The organism is Pseudomonas sp. CFBP 8771, assembly GCF_014841695.1.
GTDB classification, from domain to species: domain Bacteria; phylum Pseudomonadota; class Gammaproteobacteria; order Pseudomonadales; family Pseudomonadaceae; genus Aquipseudomonas; species Aquipseudomonas baltica.
On the sequence record NZ_JACYUJ010000001.1, the window covers coordinates 1 to 17,060 of the forward strand.

Consider the following 17,060-nt stretch of genomic DNA (forward strand, 5'->3'; position numbering starts at 1 on the left):
GAGCGCCATCTCCCGTAGGAGCGGTCATCGGCCGCGAAAGGTGCGCCGCGGTGCGCTTGCCGCGTGCGCTGGCCCCTTCGCGGCCACGGACCGCTCCTGCGGGGAGGGGGTGTGGCGCCGGTCATTGCCCCCGCGCATTCGCCGGGAAAAAAGAGTAGAGTGGCGCGCTTTTCCGATCTGCCCAAAGTTTTTTCATGAAAAGTTCCGCACCCGCTGCACCCAAGCGCTTCACCCTCAAGGTCGCCCTCTGGCTGCTCGACAGCCCCCGCCTGGGCCACAAGGTCAACGTCAAGCACCTGGCCGGGCGCATGCTCAAGCAGCCCGCGCGCGAAGGCGTGGTGGTCGCGCAGAGCCGCCTCGGCCAGTTGATGTGCCGCGATTGTGGCAACGCCCGTGACCAGCGCATCGGTCAGCAACTCCTGCGGCAGGCCGCCCGCGCCGGCGATGCGGGCGCACAGAACGCACTGAGCGATCTGCGTCGCGACTGACACTCGGTTTGCCCCAGGCGGCCAATGGCCTCAGACTGCCGCTCATCGAATTCGCATGAGAGCACACCATGGCCCTGGACATGACCAGCCTGTTGATTGGCCTGCTGGCTGCCGCCTTGCCGTGCCTGGCGCTGGCCTGGCAGCTGCAGCGCAGGAGCACCGCCGCCCTGGCCCAGGTCGCCTTGCTCGACGAGCGCCTGAGTAACGCCCAATTGGCTCAGGACGGCCTGAGCGCGCAGCTCGACGCCTGCCGCGATGAGGTCAGCGATCTGAGCCAGGCCAACTCGGCCAAGCAAGCCGAACTGGCCGGCCTGCGCCGCGAGGTCGAACTGCTGCAGAACGAACGCGACAATGCCCGCGATGCCGCCCACGCCTGGAGCCTGGAGCGCAGCACCCGGGAAACCGAGTTGCGTCGCCTCGATGCCCAGTGCGCCGGACTATCAGCCGAATTGCGCGAACAGCAGGACAGCCACCAGCAACGCCTGAACGACCTGCAGGGTTCACGGGACGAACTGCGCGCGCAGTTCGCCGAACTGGCCGGCAAAATCTTCGACGAGCGCGAGCAACGTTTCGCCGAAAACAGCCAGCAACGCCTGGGCCAGTTGCTCGATCCCCTCAAGGAGCGTATCCAGTCGTTCGAAAAGCGCGTTGAAGAGAGCTACCAGAACGAGGCCCGCGAGCGCTTTTCCCTGGGCAAGGAACTGGAGCGCCTGCAACAGCTCAACCAGCGCCTGAGTACCGAAGCCACCAACCTGACCCAGGCCCTCAAGGGTCAGAAAACCCAGGGCAACTGGGGCGAGCTGATTCTGGAGCGGGTGCTCGAGCATGCCGGGCTGGAGAAGGGCCGCGAGTACCAGACCCAGGTCAGCCTCAAGGGCCCGGATGGCGAGCGCTTTCAGCCCGACGTGCTGATCATGCTGCCCGGCGACAAGCAGGTGGTGGTCGATTCCAAGGTCAGCCTCACTGCCTATCAGCAATACATCGCCGCCGAAGACGGTGCCATTGCCCAGGCGGCCTTGAAGCAGCACGTGCTGTCGCTGCGCAATCACGTCAAAGGCCTTTCCGGCAAGGACTACAGTCGCCTGGACGGTTTGCATAGCCTGGATTTCGTCCTGCTCTTCGTGCCCATCGAGGCGGCATTCTCGGCCGCGTTGCAGGCCGAGCCCAACCTGTTCCAGGAGGCCTTCGACCGGCAGATCGTCATCGTCAGCCCGACCACCCTGCTGGCTACTCTGCGCGTCATCGACAGCCTGTGGAAGCAGGAGCGGCAAAGCCAGAACGCCCGCGAGATCGCCGAGCGCGCCGGATGGCTGTATGACAAGTTTGTGCTGTTCATCCAGGACCTCGACGAAGTCGGTAACCGCCTGCAGCAGTTGGACAAGGCCTACGGCGCGGCGCGCAACAAGCTCACCGAAGGACGTGGCAACCTGGTCAGCCGCAGCGAGCAACTCAAACTGCTGGGCGCCCGCGCCAGCAAGAGCCTGCCGCCGGACCTGCTCGAGCGCGCCATGACCGAGGCCCATCAGGACAGCGGCGCCGAGGCCGACGCCGACGGCGTGTCAGTGCCGGCCCAGGTGCCGGTTGAGTAGCGCCCGCAAGGCCGCAGGCTTCACCGGTTTGGCCAGGTAGTCCAGGCCGGCGGCGTGCACCAGGGCGACGGTTTCGGGGCGCGCGTCGGCGCTGATCACCACGCCCGGTACCGGCTCGGCCAGCGCAGTGCGCAGCCAGGCCATCAGTTGCGTACCGGTTTCGCCCTCGTCCAGGTGGAAATCCACCAGCGCCAATTGCGGCCGCTTGCCGGCGGCCAGCAGTGCTGCGCACTCCTGGCGATTGCGTGCGGTCCATACCTCGCACCCCCAGCGGCTGAGCAAGCTGTGCATGCCCAGCAGGATGCTGTCTTCGTTGTCGACGCAGAGCACCCGTGCACCACCCAGCGGTTGGCTCATGGGCGTCGGGGCGGGCAGGGCGGTTGCCGTGTCTGCGCCGGCCAGGGGCACGGTCACACTGAACACGCTGCCATGGCCAGGCCATGAGCGCACCTGCAACGGGTGGCCGAGCACCCGGCACAGGCCGTCGGCAATCGCCAGGCCCAGCCCCAGGCCTTTTTCGGCACGGGTCTGGTGACTGTCCAGGCGCTTGAATTCTTCGAAAATCATTTCCAGCTTGTCGCGGGCAATGCCCGGGCCTCGGTCCCACACCTCCAGGCTCAGCGCACCTGGCTTGCGCCGCACACCCAGCAGGATCGGACCGCGCCCATAGCGGAAGGCGTTGGTGAGGAAGTTCTGCAATACACGGCGCAACAGCTTGATATCGCTGTCCACCCGCAGCGCGCTGCCCCGCAGGCGAAAGTCCAGGCCCTGTTCCCGAGCCTGGGCCTTGAACTCAGGGCCCAACGCGTCGAACAGTTCGTTGAGCGCGAAGCCCTTGCGGTCCGGGCTGATCTTGCCGTTCTCCAGGCGGGAAATATCCAGCAGGTCGCTGATCAGGTCTTCGGCCGAACGCAAGGAGTTGTCCATGTGCTGCACCAGCTGGCTGGCTTCGGCCGACAGGCCCGGCTGATGGGACAGCGCTGCGGAGAACAGCCGCGCCGCGTTGAGCGGCTGCATCAGGTCGTGGCTGACCGCTGCCAGGAAGCGCGTCTTGGACTGGTTCGCCGACTCGGCATGGCCCTTGGCTTCGGTCAGCGCCTGGTTCAGCTGGGACAGCTCATGGGTGCGCTCGGTCACCCGTTGTTCCAGGCCTTCGTTGGCGTCCTTGAGCGCCTGCGCGGCTTCGCGGTAGGCGGTGATGTCGGTGAAACTCATGACGAAGCCACCGCCCGGCATCGGGTTGCCGATCAGCTCGATGACCCGCCCGTTGGGAAACAGGCGCTCGGAGGTGTGCGCGCGACCCTGACGCATCCAGTGCAGGCGCCGGGCAACGTGTACCTGCGCCTCGCCGGGCCCGCACAGGCCGCGCTCGGCGTTGTAGCGGATGATGTCGGCAATCGGCCGGCCCACGCTGATCAAGCCTTCCGGGTAATTGAACAGCTCCAGGTAGCGGTGATTCCAGGCCACCAGGCGCAGCGACTGGTCGATCACGCTGATGCCCTGGGTGATGTTCTCGATCGCACCCTGCAGCAGGGCACGGTTGAACTGCAGCACTTCGCTGGCTTCGTCGGCGATACGCACCACGTCTTCGAGCTGCATGTCGCGGCCTTCGATGGCCGCCTTCACTACCGCGCGCGTCGACGAGCTGCCCAGCACGCCTGCCAGCAGCCGTTCGGTATGGGCTATCCACTGGCCATCGGCATTCTGGTTGGGGTTGAAACCCTTGCCTTGCCGATAGGCGTAGCGCAGAAAGCTTTGCCGTGCGCGCTCCTCGCCGACGAAGCGTGCCGCCAGGTTGAGCAGGTCATTGATCTGCACCGCCAGCAGCGAGCGGCCATGGGGCCCGGCATTGATCTCCTGGCCGATGAATCGCCCGGCTTGCCAGTGTTCGCTGACGCGGGTACGCGACAGCACCGAAACCCAGGCGAACAGAATGAAATTGCCGGCCAGCGACAGCACCACCCCTTGGGTCATGGGGCTGATGGGCAGGCCGAACGGGTTGCCGTGAATCCAGGCCAGGCCGGGGAACACGTCCAGCGGCAGGTTCAAACTGTGCGCCGCCACCGGCAGCACCAAGGTGTAGAACCAGAGAAAGATGCCCACCGCCAACCCGGCGAAAACCCCGCGACGGTTGGCCTGTTTCCAGTACAGCGCACCGAGCATTGCCGGGGTCAGCTGGGTTACGGCGGCAAAGGCAATCTGGCCGATGGTGGCGAGGCTGGCGGTGGAACCGAGCAGACGGTAGCTGACGTAGGCCAGCAGCAGGATCACCACGATGCTCACTCGGCGGACGCTGAGCATCCACTGGCGAAACACTTCGAAGGGCCGTTCCGCGCTTTGCCGACGCAGCAGCCAGGGCAGCAGCATGTCATTGGAAACCATGGTCGACAGCGCTACGCTGGCGACGATGACCATGCCGGTCGCCGCCGAAGCACCGCCGATGAAGGCCAGCAAGGCCAGGGCCGGGTGGGCTTCGGCCAGTGGCAGGCTGATGACGAACGAGTCGGGAATCACCGAGCTGGGCAGCAGCATCTGCCCGGCCAGGGCAATCGGCACCACGAACAGTCCGGCCAGGATCAGGTAGGCGGGAAACACCCAGCGCGCCAGGCGCAGGTCCTGCGGGTCGGTGTTCTCCACCACGGTGACGTGGAACTGCCGCGGCAGGCAGAGAATGGCCATCATCGCCACGCCGGTCTGCACCACCATCGAGGGCCAATTGATCGTCTCTTGCCAGTACGCTTCCAGGCGCGGCGCCAGCATGGCCTGGTCGAGCAGGTCCTCGAAGCCGTCGTACAGTCCATAGGTGACGAAGATGCCCACGGCCAGAAACGCGAACAACTTGACCAGTGCTTCGAAGGCAATGGCCAGGACCATACCGCGGTGGTGCTCGGTGACGTCGAGGGTGCGCGTGCCGAACAGAATGGTGAACAGCGCCAGCACCAGCGTCACCACCATGGCGGTGTCCTGGACGCGGGTCCCGGTGGCGTCGGCACCGGCGCCGATCAGCAGGTTCACGCCCAGCACGATGCCCTTGAGCTGCAGGGCGATGTAGGGCAGCACGCCGACCAGGCAGATCAGCGCCACCACCACGGCGAGGCTCTGCGACTTGCCATAGCGCGCCGCGATGAAGTCGGCAATCGAGGTGATGTTTTCCTGCTTGCTGATCATCACCATCTTTTGTTGTACCCAGGGCGCCAGCAGCATCAGCAGCACCGGCCCCAGGTAGATCGGCAGGAACGCCCACAACTGCTCGGCCGCCTGGCCCACCGCGCCGAAAAACGTCCAGCTGGTGCAGTACACCGCCAGCGACAGGCTGTAGACCCAGGCCCGTACACGGGGCGGCAGGGGCGTGCTGCGGCGGTCGCCGTAGAAAGCGATGGCGAACATCACGGCCATGTAGGCCAGGGCGACGGTGGCGATCAATCCGCTGGACAACGACATCGGTGACTCCGGAACGGGGCAGGCGGAAGCCCGGCGAAGCGGGCACCCGCCAGTCTCGCACGGCGCATGCGATGGCGTCAGCGCCGACCATGGTCGCAGCCACTGTCATCGAGTTGGGCGATAGGCGGTATAGCGTTATGCTGTGCGCCGACGATGCCGCCGCTGCCCGCGGCCTCGTCCCCCCGCCAGAGCCCAGTCCACGCGGCATCATTCAGGTACAGGATCGATGAGTCAGCAGTCGCAGTTCGCCTTGCTCGGCAAGCGCCGTTTCCTGCCGTTTTTCGTGACCCAGGCCCTGGGTGCTTTCAACGACAACATCTTCAAGCAATCGCTGATCCTGACGATCCTCTACAAGCTTGCCATCGAGGGCGACCGCAGCGTCTGGGTCAACCTCTGCGCGCTGCTGTTCATCCTGCCGTTCTTTCTGTTCTCGGCGCTGGCCGGTCAGTTCGGCGAAAAGTTCGCCAAGCACCGCCTGATCCGCGCCATCAAGCTGGCCGAGATCGTCATCATGGCGGTGGGGGCAGTAGGGTTGGCATTCGACCAACTGTGGTTGATGCTGGTCGCGCTGTTCGCCATGGGGACCCACTCGGCGCTGTTCGGCCCGGTCAAGTACTCGATCATGCCTCAGGCCCTGCGACCCGAAGAGCTGGTAGGGGGCAATGGCCTGGTGGAGATGGGCACGTTTCTGGCGATCCTGGCCGGCACCATCGGGGCGGGCGTGATGATGTCGTCCGCCCACTACGCCGGTGTCGTCGCCACCGCCGTGCTGTCGGTCGCCGTACTGGGCTATGTCGCCAGCCGCAGCATCCCGCCGGTCAGCGCCGCCAATCCGGGGCTGGTGCTGGACTGGAACATCGCCCGGCAGACCTGGTTCACCCTGCGCCTGGGCCTGGGTCAGACCCGCGCGGTGTCGCGCTCGCTGGTCGGCAACTCTTGGTTCTGGTTCGTCGGCGCGGTCTACCTGACCCAGATTCCCGCCTATGCCCAGCAGTGGCTGGACGGCGACGAAACCGTGGTCACCTTGATCCTCACCGTGTTCTCGGTGGGCATCGCGCTGGGTTCGATGCTGTGCGAGCGGCTGTCTCGGCACAAAGTCGAGATGGGCCTGGTGCCGCTGGGTGCGCTCGGCCTGACGCTGTTCGGGCTGCTGCTGTGGTGGCATTCCAACGGCGTCGTGCAGGCCGCGCAGCCACAAGGCTGGCTGACGGTGCTGGGTCATGATCAGACCTGGTGGGTATTGCTGGACATCCTCGGCCTGGGGGTCTTTGGCGGGTTCTACATCGTGCCGCTGTACGCGCTGATCCAGTCACGTACCGCCACCGAGCAGCGCGCCCGGGTCATCGCTGCCAACAACATTCTCAATTCGCTGTTCATGGTGGTGTCGGCCATCGTTTCCATCCTCTTGCTCAGCGTGGCGAAGCTGAGCATTCCCCAGCTGTTCCTGGTGGTGTCGCTGGCCAATCTGGCCGTCAATGGGTACATATTCAGCGCGGTGCCCGAGTTCGCTTCGCGCTTCCTGCTCTGGCTGCGGGGTGGTTGATCGCTGCGGCGCCGCCGCTGTACCGAGCAGGCCTACAGCGATTCGGGCCGTCCCAGCACCACGCTGAGCGCGTTGCGTGCGTCGTCGAGCTGGACCAGCGTGGCATGCCGGGCACCCAGGGCATCACCGTTCTCGATGGCCGTCAGAATTGCCTTGTGCCGCGGCAGGGCCAACTCATGCAGGTTGGGCCGCTGGTTGGAATGCCGCAGGGCCTCACGCAAGGCCAGCGACAGCATGTTGCACAGGTGCGCGAGCAGGTCATTATGCGTGGCATCGGCGATGCGGCTGTGGAAATCCAGGTCCGGCTGCAGCACGTCATCGACCGACCCGGCCGCCTCCATGCGCTGGTAGGCCTCGCCGATCGAAGCCACTTCGGCCTCGGTGGCGTGCTGGGCGGCCAGCGCCGCCGCTGCCGGCTCGATGATGCTGCGCACGCTGGTCAACAGGGCGAAGAACTCGTTCTGCGGCGTGCTCTGCATCACCCAGTGCAAGACATCGGGGTCGAGCATGTGCCACTCACGGCGCGGCTTCACCACCGAACCCACCCGCGGCCTGGAGTACACCAGGCCCTTGGCCACCAACACACGGGTCGCCTCGCGCAGCACCGGACGACTGACCGCGTATTCTTCACACAGCAGGGCTTCGGCGGGCAGCCGATCGTCAGGCTTGAAGCGGCCGGAGACGATCTGCATCCCCAACTCCTGGACGATCCGCGAGTGCATGCTTTTGCGATCTGAAGGCTTGCGATAATCCATGGGGTGCATTCGGTCCTTGGGGCAGGTAATGCGCGATGATAGCACCTGCGCGCCAAGTCTTCGGACGGGGTGTCAGAGCCCTTGCTGCAGGTTCTTGCGCAGCGACAGCAGGCTGGTCTGCAGCGCGCGCAGTTCGGCACTGCTGTGGCAGCTGGCCTTGACGATGTTGAGCGGTACCGACTCGGCCTTCTCGCGCAGCGCACGACCCTGCGGCGTGAGCTCGACGATGACCACGCGCTCGTCGTCCTTGCTGCGGGTACGGCTGAGCAAGCCTTCGGCTTCCAGGCGCTTGAGCAGCGGCGTCAGCGAGCCGGGGTCGGTCAGCAGGCGAGTACTGATTTCGCCCACGGTCATGCCGTTCTTTTCCCACAACACCATCATAGTCAGGTATTGCGGGTAGGTCAGGCCCAGTGCCTGCAACAAGGGCTTGTACACCTTGGTCATCAGCAGCGATGTCGAGTACAGCGAGAAGCACAGCTGATTATCCAGCAGCAGGCTGTCGTCGGCGCTGACTGCCTCGTCGTGAGTGGATTCGGTGTTCATGCTGATCCTTTTTCCAATGGTGCAAGTGCATTAGGCGATCCGCCGTTCGCAGGTTTCGGCGCTTCGCTCGTTCCTTCGTGAAGCTGGTGTTGATTTCGAGCTACAAACACCGTGCATAGTTCGTTCGAGGTTGTGCAGCACTTCTACATCCTTCGGCGGCGGTCACACTGGTAGGATGCACGGCTGGATGAGGCGCGGCGGATAGAGAGAGACAGTATGTTCGAAACATTGCTCTACATTGCCTTGGGTGCGGTGATGGGCACGCTGGGTGGGGTGTTCGGCATCGGCGGGGGCTTGATCGCGATCCCGGCACTCGGCGTGCTGTTCGGCGTGGACCAGCAACTGGCCCAGGGCACGTCGCTGGTGATGGTCGTGCCCAATGTGCTCCTGGCATTATGGCGCTATCACCAGCGTCGTCCCATACCCTGGCGCAATGCCTTGCCATTGGCCAGCGGCGGACTGGTGTTCGCCTGGCTTGCCTCGGTGCTCGCGGCAGGGCTGGACCCGGCGTCGATGCGGGTGGGCTTCGTGGCCTTCCTGTTGGTACTGGTAGTCTACAACATTGCGCAGATGTTCCTGCGCCCCGTGAACGGTACGGGCGAGATGCGTCATTCCTGGCCGTGGCTGGGTGTACTGGGTGGCTTTTCCGGGGTGATCGGAGGCTTTTTCGGAGTTGGCGGCGCCGTGCTGGCCACACCCGTACTCACCAGCGTTTTCGGCACCACCCAGATCATGGCCCAGGGCCTGTCGCTGGCCCTGGCCGCGCCCAGCACCAGCGTGACCCTCTTGACCTATGCCGTGCACGATCACGTCGATTGGGCCATGGGCGTGCCGATGGCCATTGGCGGCCTGTTGAGCATCAGCTGGGGGGTGAAGATCGCCTATAGCCTGTCGGAAACGGTCCTGCGCGGCAGCTTCTGCGTGTTTCTGCTGCTGTGCGCCATCCTGCTGCTGTTCAAGGTCTGAGGCCTGGCCCACCACACCAGGTGCCGGCTCGGGTGGATTAATGCCACAATCGGCGCTTTCATACGTCGTGACGAGCCTCCAGGTGGAAGACCAAGACACCCTGCAACCCCGCGAACGCACCGAGCGCATATTGGCCGAGGTGCACGACGCCTGGGGCATGATCCGCGTGCTGGAAGTCGCCGACTACCGCTTCCTCGAATTCGGCGATGCCATAGAACAGAGCTGCACGTTCACGGCCGACCCCAGCTGGCTGGAATACGACTACACCCGCGCCATGCTGGTGGGCGCGCTTTGCCATGCGCAACCTGAAAGTGCCCTGTTCCTGGGTCTGGGTGCCGGTACCCTGACCCAGGCCTGCCTGAAGTTCCTGCCCCTGGAAGACGTCGAGTGCATCGAACTGCGCCCGGACGTGCCTCGCCTGGCCATCGAATACATGGGCCTGGAAGACGATCCAAGGCTGTACATCCGCGTCGGCGACGCGCTTGAACTGCTGCCCACTGCCGAAACCGCCGACCTGATCTTCGTCGACCTGTACACCGACCACGGCCCAGCCCCCGCCCACCTGGCCTGGCGGTTCCTGGAACAGTGCCAGCAACGCCTGAACCCCGATGGCTGGCTGATCATCAACCAGTGGGCCGGTGACGACGGCAAGCCGCTCGGGGCCGCCTTGCTGCGCGGTCTCTACCAGCGTCACTACTGGGAATTGCCAGTCAAGGAGGGCAACGTGATCGTCATGGTGCCGGCCGATGTCGAGCAGGTATTGGACATGGCCGGCCTGTGCCAGCGTGCCGAGGCCCTCGCGCCCCGGCTGGGTTACTCGCTGCAGGGCCTGATCGACCTGGTGCGCCCGGCCAGCTGAGGCAGTGCGGCGCACCACTGGCGACGCTACTGGCCCTGGAACAGGGCAGGGCGCTGCTGCTGCATGGCCGCCAGACCTTCGCGCGCGTCCTCGCTGGCGAACAGGCGCCCGCTGGTTGCCGCCAACTGGAGGCTGGCGGCGCCTTCACCTTCGCTCACGGCCAGGCGTGCCGACGCCAGGGTCGCCTGCACGCCCAGCGGTGCCTGTCGGGCAATCCGCTGAGCAAGCTGCAGGGCGTTGGGCAGCAGGTCTTCGCTGGCCATCACTTCCTGCACCAGACCCAGGCGCAAGGCTTCATGGGCATCGAACTCATCGCCGGTCAGCAACCAGCGCATGGCGTTGCCCCAGCCGGCTATCTGCTGCAGGCGCAGCGTGGCGCCGCCGAACGGGAACAAGCCGCGCTGCACTTCCATCTGGGCAAAACGGGTATTGCTCGCGCACAGGTTGATGTCGGCCGCGAGCATCAGCTCGATGCCCACGGTCAGGCAATAACCCTGGGCTGCGACGATCACAGGCTTGCTCACCACCGGCCCACCCGATACTCGCCAGGGATCGCAGCCCCCAGGCGGTACCTGCCAGCCCTGGCTCAGGCGCGTGCTCACCTCGGCCAGGTCCAGCCCCGCAGTGAAGTGCTCGCCATGGCAGAACACCAGGGCCACGCGTGCCGCCGGCTCGCGCTCGAACGCGCCGTAGGCCAGGCTCAGGGCGTCGAGCATGGGCAGGTCGAAGGCGTTGCGCTTGGCAGTACGGTCCAGGCCGATGAGCATGACGTGCTCGCGCAGCTCGCAGCTGACCTTGCCGGGGCAGGGGGTAGGCATGACGGCATCCTCGGAATGGTTTGAGTGAAAGGTTTCAGCTGCCGCACCTGCGCAGGCGCCTCTGCTAAAATAGACTGCGCCGCCGATTCGCGCAAAGCCCGTGTGGCTCAGGCGTGCACGCGGCACGATGGTTCAAAAAAGTCTCACGTCGCGGCCATTTTCAGGTATAGTGCGCGCCGGTCTTTAACCAGGCCACGTTTAGGTAGCGCAATCCCCCGAAGACAGCTTCGGCTGCATGTCCGTTCCGCGGACTCTCCCTAACGATTCTTTCATTCAATCGTTTTCGCAAATCCCCGCCGACAAAGCTGCCAGGGTGACTCTCGAGTCTTACAAGGCATGCGCAGCTTTGGAGCATGGGTCTTTGCGGATGCACTTAGAGGCAGACCCATGACCCAGGAAATCGGCGGCTTCGCCGCTCTCGAACTTCATCCGAACATTGTTGCTGCTGTAGTCGCTACCGGCTACGAAGAGCCTTCGGCTATCCAGCAACAATCGATCCCGATCATTCTCGCCGGTCATGACATGATCGGCCAGGCGCAGACAGGCACCGGCAAGACCGCGGCCTTCGCTCTGCCGATCCTGCATCGTATCGACCCGAGCAAGCGCGAGCCGCAAGCCCTGATCCTGGCGCCAACCCGTGAGTTGGCGCTACAAGTAGCCACTGCATTCGAAACCTACGCCAAGCAGATGCCTGGCGTTACCGTAGTGGCCGTGTACGGCGGTGCCCCGATGGGCCCGCAGTTGAAAGCAATCCGCAACGGCGCGCAAATCGTCGTCGCCACCCCCGGCCGTCTGTGCGACCACCTGCGTCGTGACGAGAAAGTCCTCGCCACCGTGAACCACCTGGTGCTCGACGAAGCCGACGAAATGCTCAAGCTGGGCTTCATGGATGACCTGGAAGTCATCTTCAAGGCCATGCCCGAGACTCGCCAGACCGTACTGTTCTCGGCCACCTTGCCGCAGTCGATCCGCGCGATCGCCGAGCGTCACCTGCGTGACCCCAAGCACGTCAAGATCCAGACCAAGACTCAGACCGTCACCGCGATCGAGCAGGCTCACCTGCTGGTTCACGCCGACCAGAAGACCTCGGCTGTCCTGCGCCTGCTGGAAGTCGAAGAGTTCGACGCCCTGATCGCCTTCGTGCGCACCAAGCAAGCCACGCTCGACCTGGCCAGCGCCCTGGAAGCCAAAGGCTACAAGGCCGCGGCACTCAACGGTGACATTGCCCAGAACCAGCGTGAGCGTGTCATCGAGTCGCTCAAGGATGGCCGCCTGGATATCGTCGTCGCCACCGACGTCGCTGCCCGTGGCCTGGACGTACCGCGCATCACTCACGTGTTCAACGTCGACATGCCGTACGACCCCGAGTCCTACGTGCACCGTATCGGTCGTACCGGCCGTGCCGGTCGCGAAGGCCGTGCGCTGCTGCTGGTCACCCCGCGTGAACGCCGCATGCTGCAGGTGATCGAGCGCGTGACCGGGCAGAAGGTTGCCGAGGTTCGCCTGCCCAACGGCCAGGCCGTGCTGGATGCGCGCATCAAGAAGCTGACCAACAGCCTCGCTCCGCTGGTCGCAGACGCCGAAAGCACCCATGGCGAGTTGCTCGATCGCCTGACCGCCGACATCGGTTGCACCCCGCGCGCCCTGGCCGCAGCCCTGCTGCGCAAGGCTACCAATGGCCAGGCGTTGACCCTGGATGCGGTCGAGAAGGAGCAGCCTCTGGTTCCGACCAGCGCTCCGCGCGAACGCACCAGCAGCGGTGATCGTCCTGAGCGCAGTGACCGTGAGCGCCGCGCGCCAATGCCCCTGGGCGAAGGCCGCGCACGCTGCCGTACGGCCCTGGGTGCTCGCGACGGCATCGCCGCGAAGAACCTGCTTGGCGCCATCCTCAACGAAGGCGGGCTGGCCCGTGAAGCCATCGGTCGCATTCAGGTGCGCGACAGCTTCAGCCTGGTCGAGCTGCCGGAAGATGGTCTGGAGAGTCTGTTGAGCAAGCTCAAGGACACCCGTGTCGCTGGCAAGCAGCTGAAACTGCGTCGCTATCGCGAAGACTGATTGCCTATAGTCTTCAGGCATAAAAAATCCCCGACTGGTTCGGGGATTTTTTTTGTCTTGATCGCGGCTCGTTCATCGCCAGCTCGAGCTCGCTCCGTGGGAGCGGGCTCTGCCCGCGAAGCGGACACCGCCGATCAATCAGTTCTTGGCTGGCGGCACTTGGGTAGCCGGAGTGGTACCTGGTGCGACCGGCATGCTCGAATCGGACTTGGTAGCTTCCTGAGCTGCAGCCTTGTTCGATTCCATGGCCGCTTCGTTGGCCTTGGCGTTTTCCTTGGCGGCGTCATTCATCTTGTCTTGAGCCGAGTCCATTTTCTCTTGCGCTTCCTGACGGTGCTCGGCAGCGTCCTGGGCCTTGTCTTCGGATTTCTTGTCGCATGCAGCCAGACCAAGGGTGGCAGCCAGCATCAGGGAGTAAGCGAGTGTCTTGCGCATGATGTTTCTCCTTATTGGGTATCTACGAGGCTAAGAGGGTGTGCGCCGGATATAAGTTCCGTCACGGCGGTTATATATAAGTATCGGATCGCAATGAGGTTTTTCCATGACCTTGCTGTACCGTTCAAGCATCCACCCGGTTTTCACGGTGGCCTTCGGTGAAAAGGTCGATGCACGCGCCCTGGCGGGCTCGCCTGTCGAAGCCACCCTTGAAATCCCGATCGGCGGCCCCATCTCCTTGTCATCCCGCCGCTCATCGGCGGCACCTGCCATCTGATTGGAGTTTGATGACCATGAGTGTGGAAACTCAAAAGGAAACCCTGGGCTTCCAGACCGAGGTGAAGCAGCTGCTGCACCTCATGATCCATTCGCTGTATTCCAACAAGGAAATCTTCCTTCGCGAATTGATCTCGAACGCCTCCGACGCTGTCGACAAGCTGCGTTTCGAAGCGCTGGCCAAGCCTGAGCTGCTCGAAGGTGGCGGCGAGCTGAAAATTCGCATCAGCTTCGACAAGGACGCCAAGACCGTCACCCTGGAAGACAACGGTATCGGCATGAACCGTGACGATGTAGTGACCCACCTGGGCACCATCGCCAAGTCCGGTACTGCGGACTTCATGAAGAACCTCACCGGCGACCAGAAGAAGGACTCGCACCTGATCGGTCAGTTCGGCGTGGGCTTCTATTCGGCCTTCATCGTCGCCGACCAGGTTGACGTGTACAGCCGCCGCGCCGGCAGCCCTGCCAGCGAAGGCGTGCATTGGTCCTCCAAGGGCGAGGGCGACTTCGAGGTTGCCAACGTCGAGAAGGCCGAACGCGGCACGCGCATCGTTCTGCACCTGAAAAGCGCCGAAGATGAATTCGCCGATGGCTACCGTCTGCGCAACATCATCAAGAAGTACTCCGACCACATCGCCCTGCCGATCGAGCTGCCCCAGGAAAGCTCGCCCGCCGAAGGCGACGAGGCACCGGCGCAGGAGTGGGAAACCGTCAACCGCGCCAGCGCCCTGTGGACCCGTCCGCGTACCGACATCAAGGACGAGGAATACCAGGAGTTCTACAAGCACGTCGGTCACGACTACGAGAACCCGCTGAGCTGGAGCCACAACAAGGTCGAAGGCAAGCTGGAATACACCTCGCTGCTGTACGTACCTGCGCGCGCGCCGTTCGATCTGTACCAGCGCGAAGCACCGCGTGGCCTGAAGCTGTACGTGCAGCGCGTGTTCGTCATGGACCAGGCCGAATCCTTCCTGCCGCTGTACCTGCGCTTCATCAAGGGTGTGGTCGACTCCAACGACCTGTCCCTGAACGTTTCGCGCGAGATCCTGCAGAAAGATCCGATCATCGACTCGATGAAGACGGCGCTGACCAAGCGTGTGCTCGACATGCTCGAGAAGTTGGCCAAGAACGAACCCGAGCAGTACAAGGGCTTCTGGAAGAACTTCGGCCAGGTCCTCAAGGAAGGTCCTGCGGAAGATTTCGCCAACAAGGAAAAGATCGCCGGCCTGCTGCGCTTCGCTTCCACCAGCGACGACAGCGGGGAGCAGAGCGTTGGCCTGGCTGACTACCTGGCACGGGTCAAGGAAGGTCAGGACAAGGTCTACTACCTGTCCGGCGAGTCCTACGCACAAGTCAAGAACAGCCCGCACCTGGAAGTCTTCCGCAAGAAAGGCATCGAAGTGCTGCTGTTGACCGATCGTATCGACGAGTGGCTGATGAGCTACCTGACCGAATTCGACGGCCAGGGCTTCGTCGACGTTGCCCGTGGCGACCTCGACCTGGGCAAGCTGGATTCCGAGGAAGACAAGAAAGCCCAGGAAGAAATCGCCAAGGACAAGGAAGGCCTGGTCGAGCGCCTCAAAGCGGCGCTGGGCGATTCGGTCAGTGAAGTGCGGGTTTCCCATCGCCTCACCGATTCGCCGGCGATCCTGGCCATCGGCGAGCAGGACCTGGGCATGCAGATGCGCCAGATCCTCGAAGCCAGTGGGCAGAAGGTGCCGGACTCCAAGCCGATCTTCGAATTCAACCCCAACCACCCGCTGATCGCCAAGCTGGATGTGGAGCAGAGCGAAGATCGTTTCGCCGACTTCTCCCATATCCTGTTCGATCAGGCGGCCCTGGCGGCCGGTGACAGCCTCAAAGATCCTGCCGGTTACGTTCGACGTCTGAACAAGCTGCTGGTCGAGTTGTCCGTTTAAACAGTCCAGGTAAAAAGCCCGCTTCGGCGGGCTTTTTCGTTTTCAGTCATGACCTTTTGGAGATGCAAGCGTGAGCACATTGACCGTTCAATCCGTTGTCTACCAAATCGACGGGCAGGCGTACGAAAGCCGCCTGGTCTACGACACTGATATCGTGTCGCCACGTCCGGGCCTGGTGATGGCGCCGAACTGGATGGGCGTCAGCGAAGGTGCCGAACGCATTGCCCAGTCGGTGGCTGCCAAGGGCTATGTGGTGTTGCTGGTCGACTTGTATGGCCAGGGCGTGCACCCGGGCAACAACGATGAAGCAGCGGCTGCCATGATGCCGCTGAAGAACGACCGTGCCTTGCTGCGCAAGCGCATGCAGGTTGCGCTGCAGCAACTGCACGAGCAGACGCATGCCGCTGTCGATCCGGCGCAATCGGCGGCCTTCGGTTTCTGCTTTGGCGGGTGCTGTGCGCTGGAGCTGGCACGTACGGGCGCGGCGCTCAAGGCAACCGTCTCGTTCCATGGCACACTCGACACGCCCAACCCGGCCGATGCCCATGACATCAAGGGTTCGGTCCTGGTGCTGCACGGTGACGCCGATCCCCTGGTGCCTGCCGAACAGCTGCCGGCCTTCCGTTCCGAGATGAACTCGGCGGGTGTGGATTGGCAGTTGACCAGCTACGGCGGAGCCTACCATTCGTTCACCGACACCGAGGCCAACAACCCGGGTGTGCAGATGTACGATGCCAAGGTCTCGGCGCGCGCCTTTCAGGCCATGCACAACCTGCTCGAGGAAGTGTTTCAGGCCTGATTCGCAGGCCCATGGGGGCGGTACGTGGCCGCGAAGAGGGTCGAACCGCCACCCAGGTGCCTGGCTGCTAAGCCTCGGCCAGGTACGTCTCGATATCGACCACTGCACTGGTCATCAGCTTGTGCACCGGGCAGTGATCGGCCACGCGGTCCAGGTCATGACGCTGCGCTTCCGTCAGGTTGCCGAGCAAGGTGAGCTTGACCTGCAGGCGGTATTTGCCGGTGGGCTCCTCGCTCGCATCGCGTTTGACCTCCACATTCACACCCGTGAGCGGGATGTTCTTGCGCTGGGCATAGAGCTTCAGGGTCAGGGCCTTGCAGGCGCCCAGTGCGGCGTCGAAATAGTCATGGGGAGAGGGCGCCGAACCTGCCCCACCCAGGGCTTCCGGCAAGTCGGTGTGAAAAGAGTGGCGGCCATCGATGTCGATGCTGTGGCGAAATCCGTCGCCAGGTTCGGTAGTCACGGTGATAGCCATGGAAATCCCTTCGTTGGTGTGCTCGAGTCACACTGTATAGAGGGTTGCGCCATCCGGGGGGTTCAACCGCAGTCAATTGACCGATTTCAGGCAAAA

13 protein-coding genes and 2 pseudogenes are annotated in these 17,060 nt (G+C 63.8%); 9 read left to right on the plus strand and 6 right to left on the minus strand.

Going from position 1 to position 17,060, the window contains the following annotated elements; translation table 11 throughout:
- Positions 1-194 precede the first annotated feature (194 nt).
- Positions 195-488, plus strand: a complete 294-nt coding sequence (locus tag IFT80_RS00005) for a sel1 repeat family protein (protein WP_122479144.1) — start codon at positions 195-197, stop codon at positions 486-488.
- 182 nt (positions 489-670) lie between these two features.
- Positions 671-2,077, plus strand: coding sequence for a DNA recombination protein RmuC (gene rmuC, locus IFT80_RS00010; protein WP_185794194.1), 1,407 nt, complete (start codon positions 671-673; stop codon positions 2,075-2,077).
- Here rmuC and IFT80_RS00015 read toward each other — a convergent pair.
- Complete coding sequence (locus IFT80_RS00015) at positions 2,048-5,518, minus strand: hybrid sensor histidine kinase/response regulator (protein WP_192053975.1); 3,471 nt, start codon at positions 5,516-5,518, stop codon at positions 2,048-2,050. The genes rmuC and IFT80_RS00015 overlap by 30 nt on opposite strands.
- Positions 5,519-5,744: 226 nt before the next feature.
- On the opposite strand from IFT80_RS00015, the pseudogene IFT80_RS00020 reads away from it, so the two are divergent.
- Positions 5,745-7,049, plus strand: a pseudogene (locus tag IFT80_RS00020) (MFS transporter); the annotation flags it as partial.
- Positions 7,050-7,093: 44 nt separating this feature from the next.
- Here IFT80_RS00020 and IFT80_RS00025 read toward each other — a convergent pair.
- Complete coding sequence (locus IFT80_RS00025) at positions 7,094-7,816, minus strand: FadR/GntR family transcriptional regulator (protein ID WP_122479140.1); 723 nt, start codon at positions 7,814-7,816, stop codon at positions 7,094-7,096.
- A 72-nt stretch (positions 7,817-7,888) separates the two neighbouring features.
- Positions 7,889-8,359 carry a MarR family winged helix-turn-helix transcriptional regulator gene (locus tag IFT80_RS00030; RefSeq protein ID WP_185793835.1) on the minus strand — a complete coding sequence of 157 codons (471 nt, stop codon included), beginning with the start codon at positions 8,357-8,359 and terminating at the stop codon, positions 7,889-7,891.
- A 216-nt stretch (positions 8,360-8,575) separates the two neighbouring features.
- Between IFT80_RS00030 and IFT80_RS00035 the strand changes: the two genes are divergently transcribed.
- Together IFT80_RS00035 and IFT80_RS00040 are read left to right on the plus strand one after the other, a co-directional pair.
- Positions 8,576-9,325: a sulfite exporter TauE/SafE family protein gene (locus IFT80_RS00035; RefSeq protein WP_122479138.1), complete on the plus strand. Its 750-nt coding sequence runs from the start codon at positions 8,576-8,578 to the stop codon at positions 9,323-9,325.
- Between the two features lie 157 nt (positions 9,326-9,482).
- A complete protein-coding gene (locus IFT80_RS00040; protein ID WP_192057782.1) occupies positions 9,483-10,184 on the plus strand; it encodes a spermidine synthase in 702 nt (233 codons plus the stop codon).
- Between the two features lie 26 nt (positions 10,185-10,210).
- On the opposite strand, the gene IFT80_RS00045 is transcribed toward IFT80_RS00040, so the two are convergent.
- Positions 10,211-11,002 carry a crotonase/enoyl-CoA hydratase family protein gene (locus IFT80_RS00045; protein ID WP_192103811.1) on the minus strand — a complete coding sequence of 264 codons (792 nt, stop codon included), beginning with the start codon at positions 11,000-11,002 and terminating at the stop codon, positions 10,211-10,213.
- Positions 11,003-11,355: 353 nt separating this feature from the next.
- On the opposite strand from IFT80_RS00045, the pseudogene IFT80_RS00050 reads away from it, so the two are divergent.
- A pseudogene (locus tag IFT80_RS00050) lies at positions 11,356-13,057 on the plus strand (DEAD/DEAH box helicase).
- Between the two features lie 138 nt (positions 13,058-13,195).
- Here IFT80_RS00050 and IFT80_RS00055 read toward each other — a convergent pair.
- Positions 13,196-13,492: a hypothetical protein gene (locus IFT80_RS00055; protein ID WP_122479134.1), complete on the minus strand. Its 297-nt coding sequence runs from the start codon at positions 13,490-13,492 to the stop codon at positions 13,196-13,198.
- A 106-nt stretch (positions 13,493-13,598) separates the two neighbouring features.
- Here IFT80_RS00055 and IFT80_RS00060 point away from each other — a divergent pair, with 106 nt between their 5' ends.
- The 3 genes from IFT80_RS00060 to IFT80_RS00070 all read left to right on the plus strand — a co-directional run bounded on the left by IFT80_RS00060 (position 13,599) and on the right by IFT80_RS00070 (position 16,489).
- Positions 13,599-13,769 (plus strand): hypothetical protein, encoded by a 171-nt coding sequence (locus IFT80_RS00060; RefSeq protein ID WP_192136488.1) that lies wholly within the window; start codon positions 13,599-13,601, stop codon positions 13,767-13,769.
- Between the two features lie 16 nt (positions 13,770-13,785).
- The gene (gene htpG, locus IFT80_RS00065) at positions 13,786-15,690 is read left to right on the plus strand and encodes a molecular chaperone HtpG (protein WP_192136489.1); all 1,905 of its coding nucleotides are present in this window, start codon (positions 13,786-13,788) and stop codon (positions 15,688-15,690) included.
- Positions 15,691-15,760: 70 nt separating this feature from the next.
- A complete protein-coding gene (locus IFT80_RS00070; protein ID WP_122479133.1) occupies positions 15,761-16,489 on the plus strand; it encodes a dienelactone hydrolase family protein in 729 nt (242 codons plus the stop codon).
- Between the two features lie 67 nt (positions 16,490-16,556).
- Here IFT80_RS00070 and IFT80_RS00075 read toward each other — a convergent pair whose 3' ends face one another.
- Complete coding sequence (locus IFT80_RS00075; protein ID WP_192136490.1) at positions 16,557-16,964, minus strand: OsmC family protein; 408 nt, start codon at positions 16,962-16,964, stop codon at positions 16,557-16,559.
- Positions 16,965-17,060 lie beyond the last annotated feature (96 nt).

What these genes read in the sequence shown, in the direction of transcription:
- IFT80_RS00025 (WP_122479140.1), bottom strand. Translation starts at nt 7,816, where the DNA reads ATGGATTATCGCAAGCCTTCAGATCGCAAAAGCATGCACTCGCGGATC.
- IFT80_RS00045 (WP_192103811.1), bottom strand. Translation starts at nt 11,002, where the DNA reads ATGCCTACCCCCTGCCCCGGCAAGGTCAGCTGCGAGCTGCGCGAGCAC.
- IFT80_RS00060 (WP_192136488.1), top strand. Translation starts at nt 13,599, where the DNA reads ATGACCTTGCTGTACCGTTCAAGCATCCACCCGGTTTTCACGGTGGCC.
- IFT80_RS00055 (WP_122479134.1), bottom strand. Translation starts at nt 13,492, where the DNA reads ATGCGCAAGACACTCGCTTACTCCCTGATGCTGGCTGCCACCCTTGGT.
- IFT80_RS00030 (WP_185793835.1), bottom strand. Translation starts at nt 8,359, where the DNA reads ATGAACACCGAATCCACTCACGACGAGGCAGTCAGCGCCGACGACAGC.
- IFT80_RS00005 (WP_122479144.1), top strand. Translation starts at nt 195, where the DNA reads ATGAAAAGTTCCGCACCCGCTGCACCCAAGCGCTTCACCCTCAAGGTC.
- IFT80_RS00075 (WP_192136490.1), bottom strand. Translation starts at nt 16,964, where the DNA reads ATGGCTATCACCGTGACTACCGAACCTGGCGACGGATTTCGCCACAGC.
- IFT80_RS00040 (WP_192057782.1), top strand. Translation starts at nt 9,483, where the DNA reads ATGATCCGCGTGCTGGAAGTCGCCGACTACCGCTTCCTCGAATTCGGC.
- htpG (WP_192136489.1), top strand. Translation starts at nt 13,786, where the DNA reads ATGAGTGTGGAAACTCAAAAGGAAACCCTGGGCTTCCAGACCGAGGTG.
- IFT80_RS00015 (WP_192053975.1), bottom strand. Translation starts at nt 5,518, where the DNA reads ATGTCGTTGTCCAGCGGATTGATCGCCACCGTCGCCCTGGCCTACATG.
- IFT80_RS00035 (WP_122479138.1), top strand. Translation starts at nt 8,576, where the DNA reads ATGTTCGAAACATTGCTCTACATTGCCTTGGGTGCGGTGATGGGCACG.